Below are 21,759 nucleotides of genomic sequence, written 5' to 3'. Positions count from 1 at the left end.
TGAAATTTATCTCACATCTGGACAATGCATGCCAATTACATAAATAGAAAGTATCTCTGCGTCAGCTGGACTTAGTTTTCTTTCTCGACTTATCTCGGTGATTACTTCTTTTGAAGTTGCTTCAATTTCTTTTGAGTTGTAATCTCGAAATCTTCTGCATAATGCCTTGGCCTCTAAAGGGTTTCTCTTGACACTTTCTAGAAGAGTAGATTGAGCTCTTGCAATAAGCTGATAAGAGATGATGCTTGCAGGTATTAGCATTAGCAACGCAGTTTTGTTGCTCATTGCATTGACTCAGAATAACTATATTTATATTTGATTACTGAGCAAATGACAAACGACCGCTTAAAGAATCAGATTTATTCCAGCTTCTCTTTGGCCTTGTTAATTAATTTCTTTGCTTTTCTTAGATTTAGGACTGGCTCTCTATCAGTGTCAAGCATTCTTTCAAATCTACCTGTTTTTGTAATTATCTCTTGAGGGTTGAGGTTTGTTAAAGCTTCAATTGTTGAGATGCCAGAATGCATTAGCAGAGCAGCCTCATCTTGAGTAGCATTAAGCTCGCATATAAATAAAGCTATGCAGCGTAGTCGTCTTAAATTCCTATAGGTGCAGTATTTATCCTTAACTAGGCAAGAAATATACTCATCCGTTAAATTCATTATTGCTTCCCAATTATCAATGCCTATGGATGACAATACTTGTTCTTCTTTACGAAAGTTTTGAGCGATTTTCTTTTTATTAATTAATAGTTTCATCTTGGATTTCTATTGATATGTCGTTTTCAATTGGATTTTCCTTTGCTTCCACAAGAATTGTTGTACTTTTGTTGATATCTCTTATGGCTTCTCCAAGAATTATTGGATGACTAACACCGGATCTCACCGGTACTTGTTTCCTTATCTTTACATGTACCTTCGCTCCATTACGCCCACCTCCTTTTAAATTCCCTGCAATTTGTAGTAATGATGGCTCTGTGGCATCTTCGGGGAACCCATCAGGTGCTTGGGCTATAACAAGATCGTATCCATTGTCATAAACGACAGGCGCATAAATTGCTCCTTCAACAACGAATGGTGGGGTATAACTTTCTGCAAAGGCCCAACAACTGCCAGAAAGTAAAAGTGTGAAAATAGTTGCACCAACAAGTCTAAACTTTGCTCCCCATCTAGTTAGGAAGGCAATTAATGTTATTAAACCAAGCCCAAGAGCTGACCAAGCTAGCCAGATAGTTGCTTGATGTAGGAACTGAGAAATTGACATAACCTGGTTAACAATACATTCACTCCTTATAGTTCGTCTGCTCCTCCCCCTAAAAGGAATTTAAAACTTTATGGGAGTAAAAACAGGATCATCAACAATTAAGCAATTTTTTCTCGCTGGGGGATTGATTTTTCTTGGTGGTTCTTTTTCATATTATTTTATCGATAAAGCTTTAGATAAATTTGTAGATACTTATGCTTCCAAAATTGAAAAGCAATTATCTAGTCAGTTAGGTCATCCCTTAGAAATTGGATCATACAATGGGCTTAGGCCTTGGGGAATAGCTATTGGTCCTTCTAAGGTCCTAGTTGGATTAAAAGATAAATCTTCGGCGAGTGCTTCAGGAGTGACTATTCAATTAGCTCCTTTAGCAAGCTTAATAAATAGGCGACCGGTAGCTATTTTCACACCTAAACAAACAAAATTGAATTTAAAGGCTAATAACGAGAATTCATATTGGGTCTTTGGTAATTCAATTTCAAAACGAGTTCCTAATATTGATTTAGTGGTTCGACTACGTGAACCGGCAAAAATATCTCTTGATCAGTACTCACTGGAAATAGATGCAAAAACTCAGGCTACTTTTAACCCTCGAAAAAAGTATTTGAAAGGGCGCTTCTTCTTTGACCTTGGTGAGAATGGGGCTTTGCAGTTATCAGGAAATTCTAATTGGGAACGTTTTACATTCCAAGGTGATGCTCGAGCTAAACGTATTAGGCTCAAATCACTTCAAGATATCTTTCTAAATAAACTTAACTTATCTACTCAAGGAGTTGTTGATGGTAATTTCAGCCTATCTCTTGATAAAGAAAGCGTTAGTTGTAAAGGAAGGCTTAAAGTTGGAGATGTTAGGATTAAGCATCCTAATTACGAAAATAGTTTCCTTTCTGATCTTACATCTATAAATTGTAGTCATAGGGGGATTCAACTATCCTCTAAAGAATGGAAATATGGTCCAATGTCTGCGTCTGTTAAGGGTAAGCTGCCTATTAAGAAACCTCCAGACAACAGCTTTGCTATTTCCAGCATTATCAGTTTATCAAAAGATAATGACTCTCAAGTAAAATTGGATGCAAGTGTTCCTATAAGTTTTGACTCTAATGGTATAGGCATAGGAGAGTTGGCAGCTCAAATAAATACAGATTCGTTTAATTTAAATCTATTAGAGCCATTACTTGGTATCCCTATGGGAGGGAGCCTTACAGTTAATGGCTCATTTAAAAGCTTTTCAAATTCCCCGAATAGCAAACTCTCTATTGCAGTAAATAACCCTCGGTTTGGAGCAATTAGACTTCAAGAAAATTGGCAAGGGACTATTGCTGGATTACCTGGAGGTGGCACCAAGTTAAATATGACACCAACAGGAGCAGCACTAGCTGGCAGCCTTAAAGCTGAACTTAATTCAAATTGGCTCTTAAGAAAGTTAATGTTTGATCGATTGGATGGCCAAATCTCTGTCCAAAGAGATCGGGGAAAATATTTATGGAAAGCAGAGAAATTTAGATTAGACCGTTTAGAAATTATCAATCCTCTTAGGAAGGGATTTCAACGTGTCTTTGGCGAGTTGGTTGGTGAAGGGTCCTTTAAATTTGATCCATTGTTTGTAGATGGCAAGATTTCATATAGCTATTTACGTGCTCTCGGCATTAAATTAAAACAAGTAAACCTAAAAGGTAGTTATTTTGATAAACAGTATTCTTTAGATGGTGAACTCTTTCCAGATGCTGGCCAAGGTAAAATTTCTATAAATACCAAAGGACGTTTCGGCAAGAAAATATGGGCAAGAGCTGTAGCCGAAGAACTTAGTCCAATTTGGATTTCAGAGAATTTCCTGAAACTCTCTGACTTTAAAGCTAAGCAACCAATTGCAACTGGAAGTGCAGCTGACCTTAAGGGCCTATCTATTCAGTCTCCACCAGGAGCTCTTGATAATCAATTAAGGAACTGGGTCTTCGCTCTTTTGTCAGTCAAGGATACTCAAGACACCAAGATTGATGACAATATAATTAAGACTAGAAAATTAGATGGATATGTAAATGCTGTCGCCGTACTTGAAGGCCCTGAATTATCTCAACTCACTTTAGATTTGAATGCGTCAGGCAAAGTATGGATTAAGGGAAGTAATGTCAGTGTCCAAGAGATTAAACCATTTGCGGCATCTTTCAAGGGTCCCCTGAATGAGGATTTAGGAAACTTTTCGCTGATAAATATACCCTTCTCTCTCTTGTCATTATTTGTACAACCTCCAGCCTCTCTAGGCGGAATGTTTGGAATTAATGGTACCTATAGGCTTAAGAAAGGAGGCCCAGAGGTTACCGCTGACCTTGTCTTGACTGATGCCCGCCTAGCAGATCAAACTTTTGTTTTGGAACGAGGTAAGATTTTTATAGATAATTTCATTCTAAAAGTAGATATATTAATAAAAGCCGATTCGTCATCTGAGCCAATATCGCTTTTCGGCAATATACCCTTGAAGCCTTCTTTACCCTTTGACTTACGAGTAGAAACTCATGGAAAGATCTTAAGCTTTTTAGATGGTTTTTCGAATGGGGTTATTGTCTGGCAAAAAGGGAAAACTGATCTTAGATTGATCCTCACAGGGACACTAGAAGAACCAATAGCCAATGGCTTTCTAGTTTTTAGGGATGGTCAGTTTCTTTTGAGTAACAATCAAGTAAATAACTTTAATGGTGAAATTCTTTTTGATTTTAATCAACTTGATATCATGAGTCTCTCTGCAGATATAGGTACCAAAGGTAAAATTCGAAGTAGTGGATCTATTGGATTTTCTAATAATATAAAGCAGACATTAACCCCCCTTCGTCTAATCCTTAGCGACGTAGAATATAACTCTCTGGGAGCTAATTTCCAGCTCACATCTGAGATTGATATATTTGGATCATTAGTAAGTCCCATCATTGGTGGTGAAGTCAAAGTAGAACGAGGATCAATATCTCCTAAAGCTAATGCCAATCCTTCTGAAGGAAATTCAAGAAGTGGGACTGACGGAGGGTCATTTGGTTTATATAGAACGCGACAGCTCCCTGAACAACGATGGGATAGGAAGCAACCCCTTTCACTATTTATTCAAAACAATGAGGCGACTACAAATAAAATTCTAACTTCAGGTATTCCTGATGTTCTCACTAGAGTATCTTTTGACTCTTTACGTTTACGTTTAGGACCAAAGCTTAAGCTTGCATCTCCTTTATTTGTTTCTAGTGCTGTCGCCAGGGGAAGTTTCAATGTCGATGGAACTTTAACTTTAAACGGACCTTTGGATAATGATCTTTCTATTAGAGGAGTTGTTTTTATGAAAAATGGCCGTGCGACACTGTTTACAACGACTTTTCGTTTAGATAGAAATTATCCCAATGTTGCTATCTTCTCAAGTGGTATGGGTATTGTGCCTTTCCTTGATGTGAAGTTAAATACGCGTGTCCCAGATACTATTCAACAAGATTCTACAGATCCTTCAGCTGATTTAAACTTAAAAGGCCCTGGATCTAGAGGCATTGGAGGATCACGCTTTGTCAATATAGAATTAATAGCTACTGGACCGGCTGATCGTCTTGCAGATAACTATCAAGTGCGGAGCACCCCTCCAATGACAAAGAATCAATTGCTTCCACTCATGGGAGGAAATTCTTTAAGTACATTGATAGGTGGAGCTGCAAATACAGAATTAGTGAATTTATTAAATAGATCTTTTGTGTCTCCAGTCTTAGGAGATCTTACAGGGAACGTAAGTGAAAGACTCCAGTTCTCTGTTTATCCTGCATTTGTGAGTGACCCAGAAGTCTCAAATAAAGGAGCAAATAACAAATCAACCAATTCAGATGACTCGTCTCCAGAACAAGCCTGGGTTACTGAGTTTGGTATTGATTTAAGCGAAAGAATTAATCTGTCCATACAGGCAACTCCAAGTCGAGATGATATTCCTCCTCAAGGGACTCTTAAATATCAATTCAATCCTAATCTTGGTGTTTTAGGCTCTGTAGACAATAATGGTAACTGGCAGAGTGAGTTACAGATGTACCTAAGGTACTAATTTATGAAGAAACAAGGAGAACTTGTTTTTGGAGTTGATATCACTGAAACATATATCAGATCCGTACTCTTCGATTTAGATAGTGAAATCTTTATTAGAAAGAATACCGAGCCTCATTCGAGCCTAATGCCTGGAGCAGTTACTGTTGCATTGTCTCAATTGGTCGAATCGATGGACCCAGACAGTAAGTCTAATACCGTAGGAATCAGCTTGTCTCTCCCTGTAGATATTATTGGACGAATTGTAAAAGGATCACATGAATTACCTCAGTGGGTTGATGTCCCTTTCGTTGATTGGCTTGAGTTACGCCTTAATAAAAACATTCTCCTTGTTAACGCTAAAGGCTCTCTTCACCTAAATAGTGGATACAAATGTTTTAAACGCTTGATCTCTCATACAGAATTATCGCAAGAGTTAGCTGTAGCTTGCTTGGCTTTGGAACATTTCAGAATCTAATTGTATATTTGTTAGGGGATAAGTTAGTAGTAGTTGAGCAAACTAATGCAGGACTCCATGAACGTTCCAGAACCATCTACAGAGTTGGTTCAGCGCGCTATTTCCGTTAGGAGGGCAGCTACTTATTTGGGACAAAGCACAGATATACAAAGAAAAGAAGCTTTGGGTGCTATTGCTGATGCCTTGTCTTTGTGCCGGAAAGAAATAGTTTCTGCTAACCAGCAAGATCTCAAGAGATCTATAGAGAATGGTCTTTCAGAATCCCTTCTTTCTAGATTGAAACTTAATGAAAATAAACTTGATGCTGCTATTGAAGGAGTAAGGAAAGTTGCTTGTCTTCCTGATCCAATAGGCATACGACAATTACATCGGCAATTAGACGAGGGTCTCTACCTAGAACGCCTCACTGTCCCTTTAGGTGTGATTGGTGTGATTTTTGAAGCTAGACCAGATGCGCTTATACAAATTGCCTCTTTAGCACTTCGTTCTGGGAATGCTGCGATTTTAAAGGGTGGGAGTGAAGCAAAACTTACTAATGAGGCAATTGTCAAAGCGATTGATCATGGCCTTGGTAATTCAAGTATTAATTCTGACGCCATTTGCCTACTTACCACTAGACGGGAAAGCTTATCTTTACTTCGTTTAGATGGAATGGTTGATTTGATAATTCCTAGGGGGAGTAATGACTTGGTTAGATTCATTCAGGACAACACTCGTATTCCTGTCCTTGGCCATGCTGATGGTATTTGCCATTTATATATTGATAGTGCAGCAGATCTAGATAAAGCTCTCCGCATTGCAATTGATAGTAAATGCCAATATCCAGCAGCTTGTAATGCTATTGAGACTCTGCTTTTACATAAAGATATTGCACCCTCTTTTTTGGATAAAGCAATTCCATTTTTTAACGAATCGGGTGTTAAGCTTTTAGGTGATCAGGTTTGTAACTCGTTGGGTATAGAAAATAAGGCCGAGGAAAGTGACTGGTCAACTGAATACTTAGACTTAGTCCTATCGGTAAAAGTTGTTTCCAGCATTGACCAAGCACTTGATCATATAAGTCGTCATGGCTCACGTCATACTGATTCGATCGTTACGAATGACCCTAAAACTGCTAATAAGTTTCTTCACTCCGTTGATAGCTCTGGTGTCTTTTTAAATTGTTCTACAAGGTTTGCAGATGGATTCCGTTATGGCTTTGGTGCTGAAGTTGGGATAAGTACACAGACATTACCTCCTAGAGGTCCGGTGGGCTTAGAGGGTTTGGTTACCTATCGCTATTTTCTTAAGGGTGATGGACATGTTGTGTCTGAATTTGCTTCGGGTGCCAAGTCATTTTCACATAAAGACTTGGGGCTATGAAAGAACAACTACCTTTAGGAGTAATTGATGTCGAAGGTTTAAATCTTTGGTCACATGTAGGTGTTCTAGAAAGAGAACGCCTGATGGGACAATACTTTATTCTAGACTTTAGTGTCTGTGTCGATGTATCTTCAACTGTTGCTAAGGATGATCTGACATCTACTGTAGATTACAGCCTAGCCATTAAGGGATTGCAACAACTCTCTTTGGCTTGTAAATCTCAAACCATTGAATCTTTTAGTGAAAATATTCTAGACTTCCTGGAAGATTTATATGGCCTTGTTCCAATAAAAATAAAACTTAAAAAATGCCATCCTCCAATCTCTGGGTTTTCAGGTAGTGTCTCTATTTCAAGAACAAGAAACTTTAGCTCAAATTGACTTTGAAAGAACTAACCAGGCCAGTTGTTATGGTTCATGGTTTATGGGACAGTCCTGAGATCTTTAACCCACTAGTTAATAAATTGGATCAGCCCCCTTCTAAGATATTTCTACCATTTCTTCCACATAAACTCGGCAAAGTACCGATTCGTAATTTGGCATTTGAGCTTCACCAACAAATCTCTATACAATTTGCTTCAGATGTCTCAATAGACCTTCTTGGGTTTTCAATGGGTGGTCTTATAAGTCGAGTATGGATGCACGAGTTTGGTGGTTCTACACGAACAAAACGTTTCTTTAGTATTGGCAGTCCACAACAAGGTACTTTGACGGCCCAGTTAGTACCTTCTTCTGTCCTTGCTGGAATTGCTGATATGAAGCTAGGAAGTGAATTGATCAGATCTTTCGAAAAACATAAGCCTCTGTCAAGAACCGTAGAATGTATTAGCTTTTTTTGTTTCTCTGATTTAATGGTTTTCCCAGGGTGGCGAGCAGTTCTTCCCTATGGGAGGCACAAATCTGTTCCAGTTATTTCTCATAAATCTTTAATATCCCATAAAATATCATTGGATTTATTAGCAGACGAATTATTAACTGTGGATTAAAGGCCTGAATGTCTAATAAGTGCCTTTGTAGTCGCTGGTCTACCACGGAATAGCTTGTAAATTTCTGATGGATGCCTACTCCCCCCTTGACTTAGTACCGTCTCGCGGAATCGTTTGCCTATTCTTTTTATTTCATCTAGTTTATCTAAACCAACTTCCTCAAAGGCCGAAAAGGCATCTGCACTAAGAACTTCTGCCCATTTATATGAATAATACCCAGCAGCATATCCACCCGCAAAGATATGATTAAAGGCACATAAGAATTGATCTTCTGAAATTGGTGGCAAGACTGTTGTTGTTTTCGCTATTTCCCTTCTCATTTCATCTGGTGTTACGCCAATCTCTTTGTGCCATTGGCTATGCAATTTAATATCCGTAATTGAAAAGTGAATTTGTCTAAGTGTAGAAAGACCTGAATTGAATTTCTGATTAAGCTTCAACTTTTCAAACTCTTCTTCAGGAAGTGGAGCTCCTGTTTCCCAGTGTTTTGCAATTTCTTTAATCGTTGTTGGATCTAAACACCAATTCTCCATGAATTGACTAGGCAATTCAACCGCATCCCATTCGACGTTATTAATGCCTGCAGCCTGAGGATAGTCAACTGTTGTAAGCATATGTTGAAGTCCATGGCCAAATTCATGGAAAAGAGTCTTTACCTCTTCAAAACTCATAAGGCTTGGGGTGTCGCCTACAGGTGGTGTTTGATTACAAATTAAATAGGCTACTGGCAAGATAATATTTTTCTTATCGGATATATCTCTTGTTAAGCATTCATCCATCCACGCACCACCTCTCTTACTTTCAGGCCTTGAGTATGGATCTAAATAGAAGGATGCAATCTTTGCACCATTTGAATCTAAGACATCAAATAAACTTACATCTTCATGCCATCTTGGAAAATTTTCACTGGCGGGTTTAATTGAAATATCAAAAAGTCTTCCACAAAGTTTAAAAAGTCCATTGAGAACTTGTGGAAGGGGAAACCATGGCCTGATGAATTCTTGGTTTAGGTTGAATTGCTCTTGCTTTAGTTTCTCTGACCAATAGCTGATATCCCATGCAGCAAGGCTATTGCCCTCCTCAGCATTACTTCTTAAAGCAATGTCTTGAATTTGTTTGATTTCTTTCTTGGCTGCAACTATTGAGGCTGCTCGCAACTCTTCAAGAAGTGCCTGTATTTCTTCTACATTATTTGCCATTTTATTGTCGAGGCTTATCTCGGCCCAGTTTTTGTAGCCTAAAAGCCTTGCTTGATTGTTTCTTATTATGAGAATCTCTTCAATGATTCCTTTATTATTGCTTTCTCCACTGCTTGCTCTACTTACATAAGCCTTGTAAACCCTCTCACGAAGTGACCTGCTCTCTGCATAAGTAATAATAGATATATAGGTTGGCATGTCTAATCCAATTAGCCAAGGTCCTTCCTCAGCTGTAGGTTCATTCAGAGGGTCGTCGGGCATATCCTTTGAATCTTTTGCTGCCTTTGCTAAAGCCTCTAGGATTCGATGAGGTACTCCCTTTACTTCTGATTTATCAGTAATTAATAATGCCCATTTTTTGGTAGCGTCTAGAACATTGTTCCCAAATTTTGTAGATAACTCTGCTAACCGTTCACTGTTTATATTAAATTGTTCCCTTTGCTGTTTCTCCAGCCCAACACCTCTTTGCTTCATGCTGAGTATCTCTGTATGGATAATTCTCTGCTGAGTTTCATCTAATATGTCACCTTCATTAGATTCAAGTATTGAAATTGCTTTGAATAAGTTTTTGCTTTGGCCTATACGATTAGAGAACCGAACAATATCTGGTTGAAGTGAAGCGTATACATCTCGGTGTTCCTCAGAATTACACACAGCATTCAAATGAGCTACTACCCCCCAACTCCATCTAAGCTGTTCAGATATTTCTTGTAGTGGCCTCATCAGACTATCCCAACTCAAAATATCTTCTTGTTCAATTGATGTCTCAATTGTTCTTTCTAAGGATTCAAATCTTCTAGAGAGCTCTTTTAGTAGAGAAGGAATATATTTAAGTATTTGTTTTGGCGTTATCTCTTTGTAATTAGGTAATCCTTTGCCGACCAAGATTGCTGGAGTTTTCTTTGAATGGGACATATCAACTTATTTGAAGGGCTTGACTTATTGAAATTAGGGTTTGTGTCTCAAGGGTATTCGCAAGAGCATTTGTTGAGTTTTCAAATATGTCCGTCGCAATTCTTGGCCAGAATCCAATGATTAATGTTGGTAGCAATAAACTTAAACCTATTGAGAGTTCTCTTGCATTCATTTCTTTAACCATAGCCAATGCGGGGATCCTTGGGCCAAAGAATACTCGTCTACACATTGATAAAAGATAAATAGGAGTAAGTACAAGTCCAATAGCAGCTATCAATATTGTGATAGATCTAAAGATTGAAGTAAATCCTTCTTGGCTTGTTATACCAAGAAATACAGTTATCTCACTTACAAATCCACTCATACCTGGTAATGCTAGTGAGGCTAAAGAACTTATCAGAAAGAGAGCAAAAGTTATTGGCAGTACTTTTGCTAAGCCACCCATATTTGGGATTGACAGTGTATTAGTTCTTTCATAAAAAGAACCTGTCACAAAAAACATAGCAGCTGCTATAAGGCCATGACTTATCATTTGCAACATGGCACCACTTAGACCTAATGCATTAATTGCTCCAATGCCTAATAAAACAAACCCCATATGGCTAACTGAACTGCAAGCAATTCTTCGTTTTACATTGTCTTGAGCAAATGCATTTAATGCACCATAAATTACATTAACTATTCCAATTATTATAAGAGCAGGTGCAAGCTTTATATGAGTTTCAGGGAACATTTGCACATTAAATCTAATTAGTGCATATCCCCCCATTTTTAAGAGAATCCCTGCAAGTAGCATAGATACTGGTGCATTGGCTTCGCCATGAGCATCAGGTAGCCAAGTATGAAGAGGAAATATAGGTAGCTTTACTCCAAAGCCAACTAGAAAACCTAAATAACAAAAAATGGCAAATGTTCCAGAAGCTGATCTTGCCGTAAGCTCAGATAGGTTTAGTGTGAACTCTGAACCAGACAAAGCTAATGCAAGGCCACTTATAAGTATTAAAAGTGAGGCTAATGCTGTATAGAGAATAAATTTAGTAGCTGCATAAAGTCTCCTTTTACCTCCCCATATAGCGATTAAAAGATATACAGGAACAAGTTCTAATTCCCAAGCAAGAAAGAAAAGTAAGAAATCCTGAGATAAAAATACTAGAGCTTGGGCAGAAGCTTGTATTAGTATCAGTGAGAAATAAAGCTTGGGTTTATTTGTTATTTTCCAGCTTGCAATTGCAGCTAGAAGAGTTATTAAACCACTTAATATTACAAGTGGGGCTGATAGGCCATCTACTCCTAGTGACCATTCAAGCCCTATAGCAGGTAACCAGCTAATTCTTTCGATTAATTGTAGTTGACTAGTTTGCTTGTTAAATAAGAAACTAAAAACAATAACTATTAGTAAAAAATCTGCCGATAGAAAGCCTATCGCAATGTTTCTATGAATATTTGGTCTGGTATTTTCTTTATCATTAAACAATTGCATTATTAGAGCACCTAGTGCTGGTAATAACACTATTAAGGACAAGAAGTGATATGTGGAGTGGGACCCTGCTGTTATGAGCATGTTTGAGTCCATAGTTTGGGGTCGAACGTAAATGAACTTATCAGTCTTTGGGTATTTAGATAAGTAGAAGTACTCATAAGTCTTTGGAGGTCCATGAACTCCCTAGGGTTTGGAGGTTAAGCAGCGGGGCTCTACTGGCAACACCTTCTGCTTCCCAGGCTTTCACCATAGATTGACTAATAAGTTTTCCAGCCCCTTCTTTGTAGAGGGCTAATATGCTTGGTCCTGCGCCACTAATTGCACAGCCAAGAGCCCCTGCCTTTATTGCTGCCTCACGAACTGCAAGTCCTCCTTTGATTAATTTCCATCTATATGGTTCGTGTAAACGATCATGCATCCCTTCTGCAATCAGGTCTTCTTTACCAGTCCTTAGGCCATTTAGCAGAAGTGTTAGTAAGCCTAGATTCCTAACTGCATCTCCAATAGGAACTGTTTTCGGCATGACACGTCTTGCTTCGCTAGTACTCAATCTCAAAGAAGGTATTGCTACAACAGCTTTTATAGAACTATCCCATTCACATCTGACAATTCTCCATTGCCCTGAATTCCCTTTAGCAGTGAAGCAAAGACCACCTAGCAATGATGGAACAACATTGTCTGGGTGCCCTTCGATGTCAATAGCAAGTTCAAGAAGTTTCTCTTTGCTTAAAGGGCAATCAATTAAAGCATTAGCACCAACTAGTCCAGCCACTATTGCTGTGGCACTGCTGCCTAGTCCACGCGCTGGAGGAACTGCAAGTCTCACCCTAGCTTCCAGTGCGAATGGTTCTACCTCTGCTGTTTTCCAAACCCTGTGTGCTGCTCGATAAAAGAGGTTCTCTGGCCCACCACGTAGGTGGTTACCTTCTGTGCTTTCCATTATTAATTCAAATCTTTCGCCATCACCTTCAATCCTTTGAATGGTAAAAATGTTTTTTAGGTCTAATGCTGCACCTAAGCAATCAAACCCAGGACCAATATTGGCGGTGGTGGAGGGTACTTCCACATATACTTTTTTACCTATGACCGGCTGAACCATTTCTGTGTTTGTTATGTACCTAGTTTGACATTCGATTCGGCTATTAAATGAGCTTTGCATGCTGCGCAAAATAGGCCAACCTCTTTATCTGTTAATGCCATTATCGGAAGTTCATCAATAAATCTTGAAAACCTCCCTTTGTTTCTTATCGCAGATTTAAATGTATCCGAAGAGAATCCATCCAGATGCTTTGAAGCAGTTCCTCCACCAATCCATAAGCCTCCATAGCATAGTTCTTGTAAAGCTAGATCCCCAATTACTGATCCATAGGCGCTAAGCCAAATATTTAATACTTCATTCATTATGGGATCACTATTTTTGGCATATTTAGCTACTTCTTCTGGAAGATCATTATCTCCTTCAATTGGGTAATTCTCTGCTTTTATCCTTAAAGGGTGCGATTTTGAGTCTTGTTTCATAAGTCTCCATCGAGCTATATTTCCTAGTCCAGTTCCGCTAACTATTCTTTCTATAGAAACTCTATTTATTTTTAGGTCTTCTTTTAGCCAATTGGTTAGTTCCCATTCATTTTGAGTTCGCGGTGCAAATTCTTTATGACCTCCTTCACTTGGAAGTGATATGACACCTGTCGATGTTGTAATACCTCTTGCGATGCCAAGACCAGTTCCTGCTCCTATAACTGCAAAGTTTTTCTTCGAAAAACAATTTTGCTTTGTCCTGGGTAATTGGAGTTTTATATATTGAGTCTCTTTTAAGAATGGTATTCCATAAACTAAAACAGAGAAATCATTAATTAAGGACAATTGCTTAAGTAAAGCAATTTTGCATAAATTTTCATTATTTAATTTCCATGGCAGGTTGGTCATTCTGATTGACCCATCTATTTCCTGACCTGCAACAGCTATGCATCCATACTTTGGCTTCTCAATTCGTTCTGGAATATTAGCTATAAAATCTTTAAGTATTTGTTCGAAACTTTCCCAATGATTGGAATAATAATGTTTGTGAAATAATTTACAGACAGCTCCATCATTTTTATAAACACCTAGAAGTGTCTTTGTACCACCTATATCACCTGCTAAAAGATTCATTGCTTAAAATACATAATTACTTTAATACTTAGGTGGGTTGATAGCTTGCTTTAATCATAAGAAAAAATTAACAATATTAATCAAACCTCCCCTTAAGAGATATTGACTTGTTTAATATAACTAAAAACTCTTCTAGGCTGATAGAGCCCATATCATTACCCTCTCTAGTCCTTACAGCTATTTTACCTTCTTTTTCTTCCTTATCTCCTATTATTAGCAAGTATGGGATCCTATTTAATGTATGCTCGCGTATCTTAAAGCCTATTTTTTCATTTCTTAGATCTAATTTTACCCTATAACCTTTGTTTATTAATTTAGTAGTTAGACTTTCGCAACAAGAGGAATTCCTATCAGTAATGCCCATTACAATTATTTGAACTGGAGCCAACCAAACAGGAAAATTACCAGCGTAATTTTCTATTAATATGCCAATAAATCTTTCAAATGAACCTAGAATTGCTCTATGAAGCATTACAGGCTCTTTCTTCTCTCCCTTTTCATCAATATATTTTGCTTCTAGTCTTGATGGCATAGAGAAATCAACCTGAATGGTACCGCATTGCCATACTCTGTTTAGACAATCTTTCAATGAAAACTCTATTTTGGGGCCATAAAAAGCACCTTCTCCAGGCAGATATGACCAATCTAGACCTTTTGAATTAAGGGCTTCAGATAATGCCTTCTCTGATTTGTCCCAAATAAATTCACTTCCAACTCTTTTCTTTGGCCTTGTTGATAACTTTATTATTATCTCATTGAAGCCAAAAGACTTATATACTTCAAAAACTAAATCAATGAAGTTACTAACCTCAGATTGTACTTGAGCTTCAGTACAAAAAATATGCGCATCATCTTGCACAAAGTTTCTTACTCTCATTAGTCCATGGAGCGCACCTGAAGGTTCATTTCTGTGACATGATCCAAATTCAGCTAGTCTTATAGGAAGATCTCTATAACTTTTAAGTCCTTGATTAAAAATCTGTATATGGCATGGGCAGTTCATTGGTTTTATTGCATATTCTCGGTTCTCTGATGTTGTTGTAAACATATCATCTTTGAACTTATCCCAATGACCTGACTTTTCCCATAATGATCTGTCAACAGCTTGAGGAGTTTTAACTTCTTGGTAGTAATTATTATTTAGTACATCACGTATATATTTCTCTAAAACTTGATAAATAGACCATCCATTTGGGTGCCAGAACACCATGCCTGGTGCTTCTTCTTGGGTATGAAATAGGTCCATTTTTTTACCTATTTTTCTATGGTCTCTCTTTTCAGCTTCCTCAAGCCTATTTATATAGGCTTTGAGATCTTTTTTGTTTGCCCAAGCAGTTCCATATATCCTTTGTAGCATTTCATTATCTGAATCCCCTCGCCAATAAGCTCCTGAGACTCTCATAAGCTTGAATGAATTTAAATGTTTAGTATTAGGTACATGTGGGCCTCTGCACATATCAATATACTCTTGATGCTTGTATAGCTTTATTGTTTCACCTTCAGGTATATTATTAATTATTTCTACTTTGTATGGTTCGTTTCTATCTTTGAATGTGTTTAGTGCCTTATCTCTAGAAACAATTTCAACTACTACATCATAATTAAGCTTTATAAGGTCTTTAATCCTTTCTTCAATTCGGGCCAAATCCTCAGGGGTAAATGTTTTGCTGTAAGAGATATCATAATAAAAACCATCTTCAATAATAGGACCTATTGCCATTTTTGCGTCAGGGTATAATTGTTTAACAGCATGTCCTATAAGATGAGCAAAGGAATGACGTATAATTTCAACTCCCTCTTTATCTTTAGCGGTAATTATTTTTATCTCTGCATCATAATCTATTGGTATAGATATATCGACAAGATCTTGATTGACTTTGCCAGCGATTGCTGCGCTAGCAAGGCCAGGACCAATGTCACTAGCTATATCTGCAATAGTAATTGATCCTGAAAATTCTTTTTTTGTTCCATCTGGCAATGTTATTATTGGCATATTTTTAAATTGAAGTTAAGAATCCAAGAGCTTCTTTCACTCTTTTAATTGTTGCATTGGAAATTTCATCTGCTCTTTCCTTGCCTTGTTGAAGCATGTTATTTAACTCTTCGCGATCATTAATAAGTTCATAATAATTATTTTGTATTGGGCTGAGAGCATTAATTATGGCCTCTGTCAGAATTGGTTTGAATTTACCCCATCCCATATCTCCAAGCTCTTCTAGAGCTTTTTCTTTTCCTATCCCTCTTACCAAAGCATATATTCCTAGTAAATTATCTGCTTCTGGCCTATTTGTATTTCCTGCCTCTAAGCCTATCTGGGCATCAGTTTTTGCTCTCTTAATCTTCTTTGTAATAAGTTCTGCTGAATCTAACAGTGAAATTCTACTATTTTCATTTGGATCGCTCTTGCTCATTTTACTTTTACCATCACAAAGACTCATTATCTTTGCTCCCTCTTTCATTATTAAGGGCTGCGGAACTTTAAGTATTACTTGATCTCCTTTTGCAAAACGGGAATTTATTCTTTGCTGTGCAATATCTCTTGCCAACTCTAAATGTTGTTTCTGATCTTCTCCAACTGGAACTAGATCAGTGTCATAAAGCAGAATATCTGCAGCCATTAAAACTGGATAATCTAAAAGCCCAATTGATACATTGTCTCCTTGCTTTAAAGCTTTTTCTTTGAATTGAATCATTCTCTCCATCCAATTTAATGGTGTTACGCAATTCAATAGCCAACAAAGCTCAGAGTGTGCTTTTACATGGCTTTGGACAAATATTGAACAAATCTTTGGGTCCATTCCACAGGCGACATATAGTGCTGCGGTAGATAAAGTATTTTTGGCTAAGTCCTCGCGGTTATGAGGAACTGTTATTGCGTGTAAATCAACTACGCAGACAAGAGTTTCATGATCTTCCTGTAGGTCTACCCAGTTACGAATAGCTCCAAGCCAATTTCCAATATGAAGAGCCCCTGTTGGTTGAACCCCTGAAAGAACTCGTTTCTTTTTCACTGATAATTAACCCTTTGATTCAGAAGTTACACTTTCGTCGCTGATTACCTTGTCTTTAGTTGTTTCTTTCTTTGTTTCAAGTTCTGACTCTGTTTCGGGTGTTTCATTATCGGAATCTGTTTCTTTATTATTAAGAGCAATGCCTTCTTTGTCTTCAGTGAGGGGATTGTTATTTGTTGAGGCCTCTGGTGACGAGGGCTTTTCAGGTCTCGCGAAAGGGTTTGGCTTGTTATTGCTTCTATTTCCCCCTTGAAAATCTCTATTTTGTCCGGTCATCCCTGACTTACTGCTGTGACTGGTGTTTCTGTGACCTTGAGCATGTTGTTGGGTTATTAGGTCATTGAGTTTTCCTTCCTCAAGCATTTGACCAAGGGTTCTCAATGCAAAACCAAGAACAGCAACAGTTGAACGAAGGTTGAATGCTTCTTGAAGAGCTCTCGCTGCTTTCATCTCATTGTCACTTAGTCTGATCCTAAATCCTCCACCTTCACGAGGCCCAGAATTACGCCCTCCTCTAAAGCCTCCGTTTCTGGAATCAAAGTTTCTTTGGTTTTGTTGAGGATCTCCATAGGAATCGCTCATAAATTCAGTCCAATACCAAAATCAAGTTTGGCGCATCCGAGGCCTTCTTGAGAAGTTTTATTCGAACTCGTTTAGCAGATTCACACTTAGAGAAGATTCCAACCGAAATAATTTTGCTGAAAAATCAATTTATTGTTTATAAGGTTTGCCTTTGTAAAGGGAGGTTTTGACTTGCATTCTAGCAGTTTGGATTTGCCTTAATATTTTAAATGAGTTAATAAGAAGTCAGATTAGGTGAATCCGTGAACAAAAACACATCATTCCCTTTCCCCATCCCTTCTTTGCCAGTTAATAAGGTCGGGATAGTTCTTGGCTCGATGATTTTGGGAGAATGGGTCGTTAATGACCTTATTCATATCCCAGCTGGGGGGGTTGCTCTTATTACCGCCACAGCAGGAGCTTGGTTTTTGTCAAGATCCTCAAAGGGATCTTTTAAAGCACCAATGACAGTAAAAGGCTGGATAAGTCGATGCAATGAAGTGCTCGCTCAATTTCAAACACTTGAAGGAGAAGAAGAATATTCAATTAATAGTCAAAAGAGAGAAAATGATCTAGAGCAAATTACTCAGAGATCAAATCCTCAATCACTTGCACTGGTAAGCACATTAAGTAATGGCTTGCCAGAAATAAATACTTTTAAAGAAGCCATTGCAGGTCCTATTCCCGTAAAACTCTCATGGCTTCCTTCTTCCCTTCCAATACAAAACGATTTTTGGAAATACCCAACTAATCTTTTTGAAAAGGATTCAATTCTTTATTACCTACCTTTACCTTTAAGAGCGGTTGATCTTATTTGGCTTGAAAAAGTGCCTTTAGATCAACCTTCATGGATATTGGTTACTTGGGAAGATTCTTCTAGTTGGAATGAACACCATAAAGCCCTTCTATCCCAATTGCCTGATAGATGGAATAATCGCGTTTTACAGTGGAATGGCCAGAATGAGCAGATTAAAGATGTCTTAACTCCCGTTAGGCGTTACTTGGAGCAACCCGGCAAAAACTTAGATCTTACTCGGCAAAGATTGCTATCAAGACTTCATTCATCTTGGCAGTCGGACTTGGAGTTGTTGAGGAGAGAAAAATTTAGAGTTATTCAAAATCGCTCTCAATGGCTCGTGGCGGGAGCTGTATTTGCTTCCCCTGTTCCGACTACAGATCTTCTATCTGTTGCAGTAGTTAATGGCTTAATGATTCAAGAGATGGGTAAGCTTTGGGCTTGTAATATTGACCCTAATTTGTTAAAGGCAGTCGCTCGACAATTAGCCCTTGCAGCCCTTGCTCAAGGGGTTGTTGAGTGGAGTGGGCAAGCTCTTCTGGGTGTTGCCAAACTGCATGGAGGTACTTGGATCGCCGCTGGCTCTATGCAGGCTTTAAGTGCTGCATATTTAACTAGAGTTGTAGGTCGCTCTATGGCCGATTGGATGGCTTTGAATAACGGAGTTTCTCAACCTGACTTGGAATTATTGCATCATCAAGCTCCTGAGTTAGTTTCAAAAGCAGCAGCATCTGAAAAAGTTGATTGGAATTCCTTTATACAGCAGGCAAATGAATGGTTAAAAGACACTATTAATGACCCGAAACAACAACTTGGGCTTGGTTAATTCTTATCACTTATCTAAGTTGCTTCGATTATAAAGCCAATCTCACCTTTGGATCTGACTTTAGCTTATGTCTATACGTCTATCTAACCTGACTTACATTGCTACTTTTAGTAGGCGGCTCTCAATACCTGCTCTGATTGCTTTAGTCATAGGATTTCTTCTTTCTTGTAAGTCAAATACAAGTCAAATCCTTGAAGACAATAAATCTTCAAAACCTCTTGTATTAACAACATTTACTGTTTTAGCAGATATTTCAAGAAATATTGCTGGCGATAGATTGTTGGTTAGGTCTGTTACTAAGCAAGGTGTTGAGATACATGGATATAAACCCACTCCTAGTGACCTAGTTAAAGCCTCTAAGGCTGATTTGATTGTTGAGAATGGTCTTGGATTGGAACTTTGGGCGAAGGACTTTATAGCAGCAGCAGGCGATGTTCCTAAGGTCGTACTAACAGATGGGATGAAGCCAATACCCATCTCTGGAGATTTATATAATGGCAGGCCCAATCCACATGCTTGGATGTCTCCTAAAAGAGCTCAGCATTATGTAGATAAATTAGTACAAGCTTTTACTCTTATAGATCCTAATGGGAAAGAGATGTTCATTCTAAATGCTGAAAAATACAAATCAGAATTACAGAAATTAGATAATGAACTCATAGCCTCATTAGGCTCAATTCCCCCTGAAAAAAGATTACTGGTGAGTTGTGAAGGCGCATTTAGTTATTTGGCTGAAGATTATGGTATGGAAGAAGCATATTTATGGCCTGTCAATGCAGAAAGTCAGGTAACCCCTAAAAGAATGCTCAATCTTGTTCGCAAAATTAAAGAGAAGAAGATTCCCACCATTTTTTGTGAAAGTACCGTAAGCGATAAAGCTCAACGTGAAGTTGCTCGCATCAGTGGAACCACGTTTGGTGGTACGTTCTATGTTGACTCTCTTTCTCCCGCTAATGGCCCTGCATCCACCTTTCTTGACCTCCAGCGCCATAACGTTCAGTTGATTCGCCAAGGGCTGGCACAAAATTAAATTGCTCAATGACGGATTTATTTATTAACCAAAAAGAACGGGAATTCCTTCGAATAGAAGCTGAAGAGGTTTGTGTTGATTACAACGGTACGCTTGCTCTTTATGATGCAAGTCTCAAATTGAAGTCAGGGTGCATTTGTGGTCTCGTAGGAATGAATGGAGCTGGTAAGTCCACTCTCTTTAAGGCCCTAATGGGATTCATTCGTCCATCTAGAGGCAAAATTCGCATAAATGGACTTTCAGTTTTAAAAGCTCAAAAGGATCAGGCGGTGGCATATGTCCCTCAAAATGAGGGAATCGACTGTTCCTTCCCTGTGAGTGTATGGGATGTCGTGATGATGGGAAGATATGGCTCGATGAATTTTATGCGCATTCCTAGAGCATCTGATAGACAAGCTGTATGGCATGCAATTGAAAGAGTTGAACTGACTGATTTTTTGAATAAACCTATTGGAGCACTTTCTGGTGGGCAAAGGAAGAGAGCTTTCCTAGCTAGAGCAATAGCTCAGCGAGCTTCTGTTTTACTTCTTGATGAACCTTTTAGCGGAGTAGATATTAGGACTGAGAAGCTTATGGCTGAATTGTTTTTACAGTTTAAACAAGACGGCCGTACCATTTTGATTTCTACTCATGATTTAAGTCATGTTAGAGATTTTTGTGACCTTGTTGTTCTCATCAATAAGACTGTTTTAGCTTATGGGAATACTTCTGAAGTGTTCACATCAGAAAATCTTTCTATGACATTTGGCGGAATGCATCCCGACCCTATCTCTGGTGCCACGTCTGCAGGCGACTATGAACAATGAGTGAATTGTTTGTTTCTATTTCCCCTTCTTCTTTACTACTAGAACCACTGACCCATGAATTCATGAGGAAAGCTCTCATGGTTAGCGCTTTGGTTGGTGGTGTTTGCGGGCTACTTTCTTGCTATATGACTCTTAAAGGCTGGGCTTTAATGGGCGATGCTGTTTCTCATGCGGTAATGCCTGGAGTTGTTGTTGCTTATGCACTAGGCCTTCCGTTCTCTTTAGGTGCTTTCGTTTTTGGAGTAGGCTCTGTGGCTTTGATTGGCTTTGTTAAACAAAAGTCTAGAGTCAAGGAAGATACTGTTATTGGCCTTGTTTTTACAGGATTTTTTGCTTTAGGACTTGTTCTGGTCTCTAAGATAAAAAGTAATATTGACTTAATGCACATCCTGTTTGGTAGTCCCTTAGGTATATCTAACTCAGATGTGACTCAGACAATCATAATTTCATTTCTAGTTGTCGCTATATTATTAATATTTAGACGAGATTTAATGTTGTACTGTTTTGATGCAACTCATGCTAGATCTATTGGTATTAATACTGGTTTGCTACATTATTTATTGTTATCAGTTTTATCATTGGCTGCTGTTGCTGGACTCCAGACTGTTGGCATAATTTTAGTTGTTGCCATGCTAATTACTCCTGGTGCAACTGCATACTTGTTGACAGATAGGTTTGACCGCATGACACTTCTAGCTGTTATAAGTAGCTCAATATCTAGTATATTAGGAGTATATATAAGTTACTGGTCTGATATAGAAACGGGAGGGTCGATTGTACTTGTACAAACTTTGATATTCTTAATAGCTTTTTTATTTGCACCTAGGTATGGAATTATCAAATATAAGAATTTAAGCTCTAGATAGC

Annotated in this window: 19 protein-coding genes; 9 read left to right on the top strand and 10 right to left on the bottom strand. The window is 38.2% G+C overall.

Annotated features, from left to right (window positions below):
• Positions 1-6: 6 nt before the first annotated feature.
• The 3 genes from P9211_RS05195 to P9211_RS05185 all read right to left on the bottom strand — a co-directional run bounded on the left by P9211_RS05195 (position 7) and on the right by P9211_RS05185 (position 1,263).
• Positions 7-285 (bottom strand): hypothetical protein, encoded by a 279-nt coding sequence (locus P9211_RS05195; protein ID WP_012195617.1) that lies wholly within the window; start codon positions 283-285, stop codon positions 7-9.
• A 74-nt stretch (positions 286-359) separates the two neighbouring features.
• A complete protein-coding gene (locus tag P9211_RS05190) occupies positions 360-758 on the bottom strand; it encodes a DUF4332 domain-containing protein (protein WP_012195616.1) in 399 nt (132 codons plus the stop codon).
• Complete coding sequence (locus P9211_RS05185; protein ID WP_012195615.1) at positions 742-1,263, bottom strand: Ycf51 family protein; 522 nt, start codon at positions 1,261-1,263, stop codon at positions 742-744. The genes P9211_RS05190 and P9211_RS05185 overlap by 17 nt, the downstream gene beginning before the upstream one ends.
• A gap of 70 nt (positions 1,264-1,333) precedes the next feature.
• Here P9211_RS05185 and P9211_RS05180 point away from each other — a divergent pair, with 70 nt between their 5' ends.
• From P9211_RS05180 to P9211_RS05160, 5 genes are read left to right on the top strand one after another with little or no spacing between them, the layout of a single operon-like run.
• Positions 1,334-5,314 (top strand): translocation/assembly module TamB domain-containing protein, encoded by a 3,981-nt coding sequence (locus tag P9211_RS05180; RefSeq protein WP_012195614.1) that lies wholly within the window; start codon positions 1,334-1,336, stop codon positions 5,312-5,314.
• Between the two features lie 3 nt (positions 5,315-5,317).
• Positions 5,318-5,770 carry an ROK family protein gene (locus P9211_RS05175; protein ID WP_012195613.1) on the top strand — a complete coding sequence of 151 codons (453 nt, stop codon included), beginning with the start codon at positions 5,318-5,320 and terminating at the stop codon, positions 5,768-5,770.
• A 45-nt stretch (positions 5,771-5,815) separates the two neighbouring features.
• Positions 5,816-7,132 (top strand): glutamate-5-semialdehyde dehydrogenase, encoded by a 1,317-nt coding sequence (locus P9211_RS05170; RefSeq protein WP_041391139.1) that lies wholly within the window; start codon positions 5,816-5,818, stop codon positions 7,130-7,132.
• Positions 7,129-7,512 (top strand): dihydroneopterin aldolase, encoded by a 384-nt coding sequence (locus tag P9211_RS05165; protein WP_012195611.1) that lies wholly within the window; start codon positions 7,129-7,131, stop codon positions 7,510-7,512. Before P9211_RS05170 ends, P9211_RS05165 begins: the two co-directional genes overlap by 4 nt.
• Complete coding sequence (locus P9211_RS05160) at positions 7,509-8,117, top strand: esterase/lipase family protein (protein WP_343205485.1); 609 nt, start codon at positions 7,509-7,511, stop codon at positions 8,115-8,117. The genes P9211_RS05165 and P9211_RS05160 overlap by 4 nt, the downstream gene beginning before the upstream one ends.
• On the opposite strand, the gene P9211_RS05155 is transcribed toward P9211_RS05160, so the two are convergent.
• From P9211_RS05155 to P9211_RS09650, 7 genes are all read right to left on the bottom strand, one after another.
• Entirely contained in the window at positions 8,114-10,231 is a 2,118-nt protein-coding gene (locus tag P9211_RS05155; RefSeq protein WP_012195609.1) for a M3 family metallopeptidase, read from the bottom strand. The two genes, P9211_RS05160 and P9211_RS05155, sit on opposite strands and share 4 nt — an antisense overlap.
• 1 nt (position 10,232) lies before the next feature.
• On the bottom strand, positions 10,233-11,804 hold the full coding sequence (locus P9211_RS05150) for an NAD(P)H-quinone oxidoreductase subunit 4 (protein ID WP_012195608.1): 1,572 nt from the start codon (positions 11,802-11,804) through the stop codon (positions 10,233-10,235).
• A 61-nt stretch (positions 11,805-11,865) separates the two neighbouring features.
• Entirely contained in the window at positions 11,866-12,810 is a 945-nt protein-coding gene (gene thrB, locus P9211_RS05145; protein ID WP_041391137.1) for a homoserine kinase, read from the bottom strand.
• 11 nt (positions 12,811-12,821) lie between these two features.
• Positions 12,822-13,862, bottom strand: coding sequence for a glucokinase (locus P9211_RS05140; protein ID WP_012195606.1), 1,041 nt, complete (start codon positions 13,860-13,862; stop codon positions 12,822-12,824).
• A gap of 76 nt (positions 13,863-13,938) precedes the next feature.
• Positions 13,939-15,855 (bottom strand): threonine--tRNA ligase, encoded by a 1,917-nt coding sequence (thrS, locus tag P9211_RS05135; RefSeq protein ID WP_012195605.1) that lies wholly within the window; start codon positions 15,853-15,855, stop codon positions 13,939-13,941.
• A 4-nt stretch (positions 15,856-15,859) separates the two neighbouring features.
• Entirely contained in the window at positions 15,860-16,873 is a 1,014-nt protein-coding gene (gene trpS / locus P9211_RS05130; protein ID WP_012195604.1) for a tryptophan--tRNA ligase, read from the bottom strand.
• 6 nt (positions 16,874-16,879) lie between these two features.
• Positions 16,880-17,455, bottom strand: a complete 576-nt coding sequence (locus P9211_RS09650; protein WP_012195603.1) for a hypothetical protein — start codon at positions 17,453-17,455, stop codon at positions 16,880-16,882.
• A gap of 242 nt (positions 17,456-17,697) precedes the next feature.
• Here P9211_RS09650 and P9211_RS05120 point away from each other — a divergent pair, with 242 nt between their 5' ends.
• The 4 genes from P9211_RS05120 (at position 17,698) to P9211_RS05105 (ending at position 21,758) form a co-directional block, all read left to right on the top strand.
• Positions 17,698-19,056, top strand: a complete 1,359-nt coding sequence (locus P9211_RS05120; RefSeq protein WP_012195602.1) for a YcjF family protein — start codon at positions 17,698-17,700, stop codon at positions 19,054-19,056.
• Positions 19,057-19,123: 67 nt separating this feature from the next.
• Entirely contained in the window at positions 19,124-20,086 is a 963-nt protein-coding gene (locus P9211_RS05115) for a metal ABC transporter substrate-binding protein (protein WP_012195601.1), read from the top strand.
• An 8-nt stretch (positions 20,087-20,094) separates the two neighbouring features.
• Positions 20,095-20,892 (top strand): metal ABC transporter ATP-binding protein, encoded by a 798-nt coding sequence (locus P9211_RS05110; protein WP_012195600.1) that lies wholly within the window; start codon positions 20,095-20,097, stop codon positions 20,890-20,892.
• Positions 20,889-21,758 carry a metal ABC transporter permease gene (locus P9211_RS05105; protein ID WP_012195599.1) on the top strand — a complete coding sequence of 290 codons (870 nt, stop codon included), beginning with the start codon at positions 20,889-20,891 and terminating at the stop codon, positions 21,756-21,758. The genes P9211_RS05110 and P9211_RS05105 overlap by 4 nt, the downstream gene beginning before the upstream one ends.
• Position 21,759: the final 1 nt, after the last annotated feature.

It is taken from the genome of Prochlorococcus marinus str. MIT 9211 (assembly GCF_000018585.1).
In the GTDB taxonomy this organism is placed as follows: Bacteria; Cyanobacteriota; Cyanobacteriia; order PCC-6307; family Cyanobiaceae; genus Prochlorococcus_D; species Prochlorococcus_D marinus_B.
Note: the sequence above shows the minus strand (reverse complement) of the source record. Positions and strands in the feature narration are given on the sequence as shown.

Coding starts and splice junctions, on each gene's coding strand:
- P9211_RS05195 (WP_012195617.1), bottom strand. CDS start 285: ATGAGCAACAAAACTGCGTTGCTAATGCTAATACCTGCAAGCATCATC.
- P9211_RS05155 (WP_012195609.1), bottom strand. CDS start 10,231: ATGTCCCATTCAAAGAAAACTCCAGCAATCTTGGTCGGCAAAGGATTA.
- thrS (WP_012195605.1), bottom strand. CDS start 15,855: ATGCCAATAATAACATTGCCAGATGGAACAAAAAAAGAATTTTCAGGA.
- P9211_RS05190 (WP_012195616.1), bottom strand. CDS start 758: ATGAAACTATTAATTAATAAAAAGAAAATCGCTCAAAACTTTCGTAAA.
- thrB (WP_041391137.1), bottom strand. CDS start 12,810: ATGGTTCAGCCGGTCATAGGTAAAAAAGTATATGTGGAAGTACCCTCC.
- P9211_RS05165 (WP_012195611.1), top strand. CDS start 7,129: ATGAAAGAACAACTACCTTTAGGAGTAATTGATGTCGAAGGTTTAAAT.
- P9211_RS05175 (WP_012195613.1), top strand. CDS start 5,318: ATGAAGAAACAAGGAGAACTTGTTTTTGGAGTTGATATCACTGAAACA.
- P9211_RS05115 (WP_012195601.1), top strand. CDS start 19,124: ATGTCTATACGTCTATCTAACCTGACTTACATTGCTACTTTTAGTAGG.
- P9211_RS05140 (WP_012195606.1), bottom strand. CDS start 13,862: ATGAATCTTTTAGCAGGTGATATAGGTGGTACAAAGACACTTCTAGGT.
- P9211_RS05180 (WP_012195614.1), top strand. CDS start 1,334: ATGGGAGTAAAAACAGGATCATCAACAATTAAGCAATTTTTTCTCGCT.
- P9211_RS05185 (WP_012195615.1), bottom strand. CDS start 1,263: ATGTCAATTTCTCAGTTCCTACATCAAGCAACTATCTGGCTAGCTTGG.
- P9211_RS05110 (WP_012195600.1), top strand. CDS start 20,095: ATGACGGATTTATTTATTAACCAAAAAGAACGGGAATTCCTTCGAATA.
- P9211_RS05150 (WP_012195608.1), bottom strand. CDS start 11,804: ATGGACTCAAACATGCTCATAACAGCAGGGTCCCACTCCACATATCAC.
- P9211_RS05105 (WP_012195599.1), top strand. CDS start 20,889: ATGAGTGAATTGTTTGTTTCTATTTCCCCTTCTTCTTTACTACTAGAA.
- P9211_RS05170 (WP_041391139.1), top strand. CDS start 5,816: ATGCAGGACTCCATGAACGTTCCAGAACCATCTACAGAGTTGGTTCAG.
- P9211_RS09650 (WP_012195603.1), bottom strand. CDS start 17,455: ATGAGCGATTCCTATGGAGATCCTCAACAAAACCAAAGAAACTTTGAT.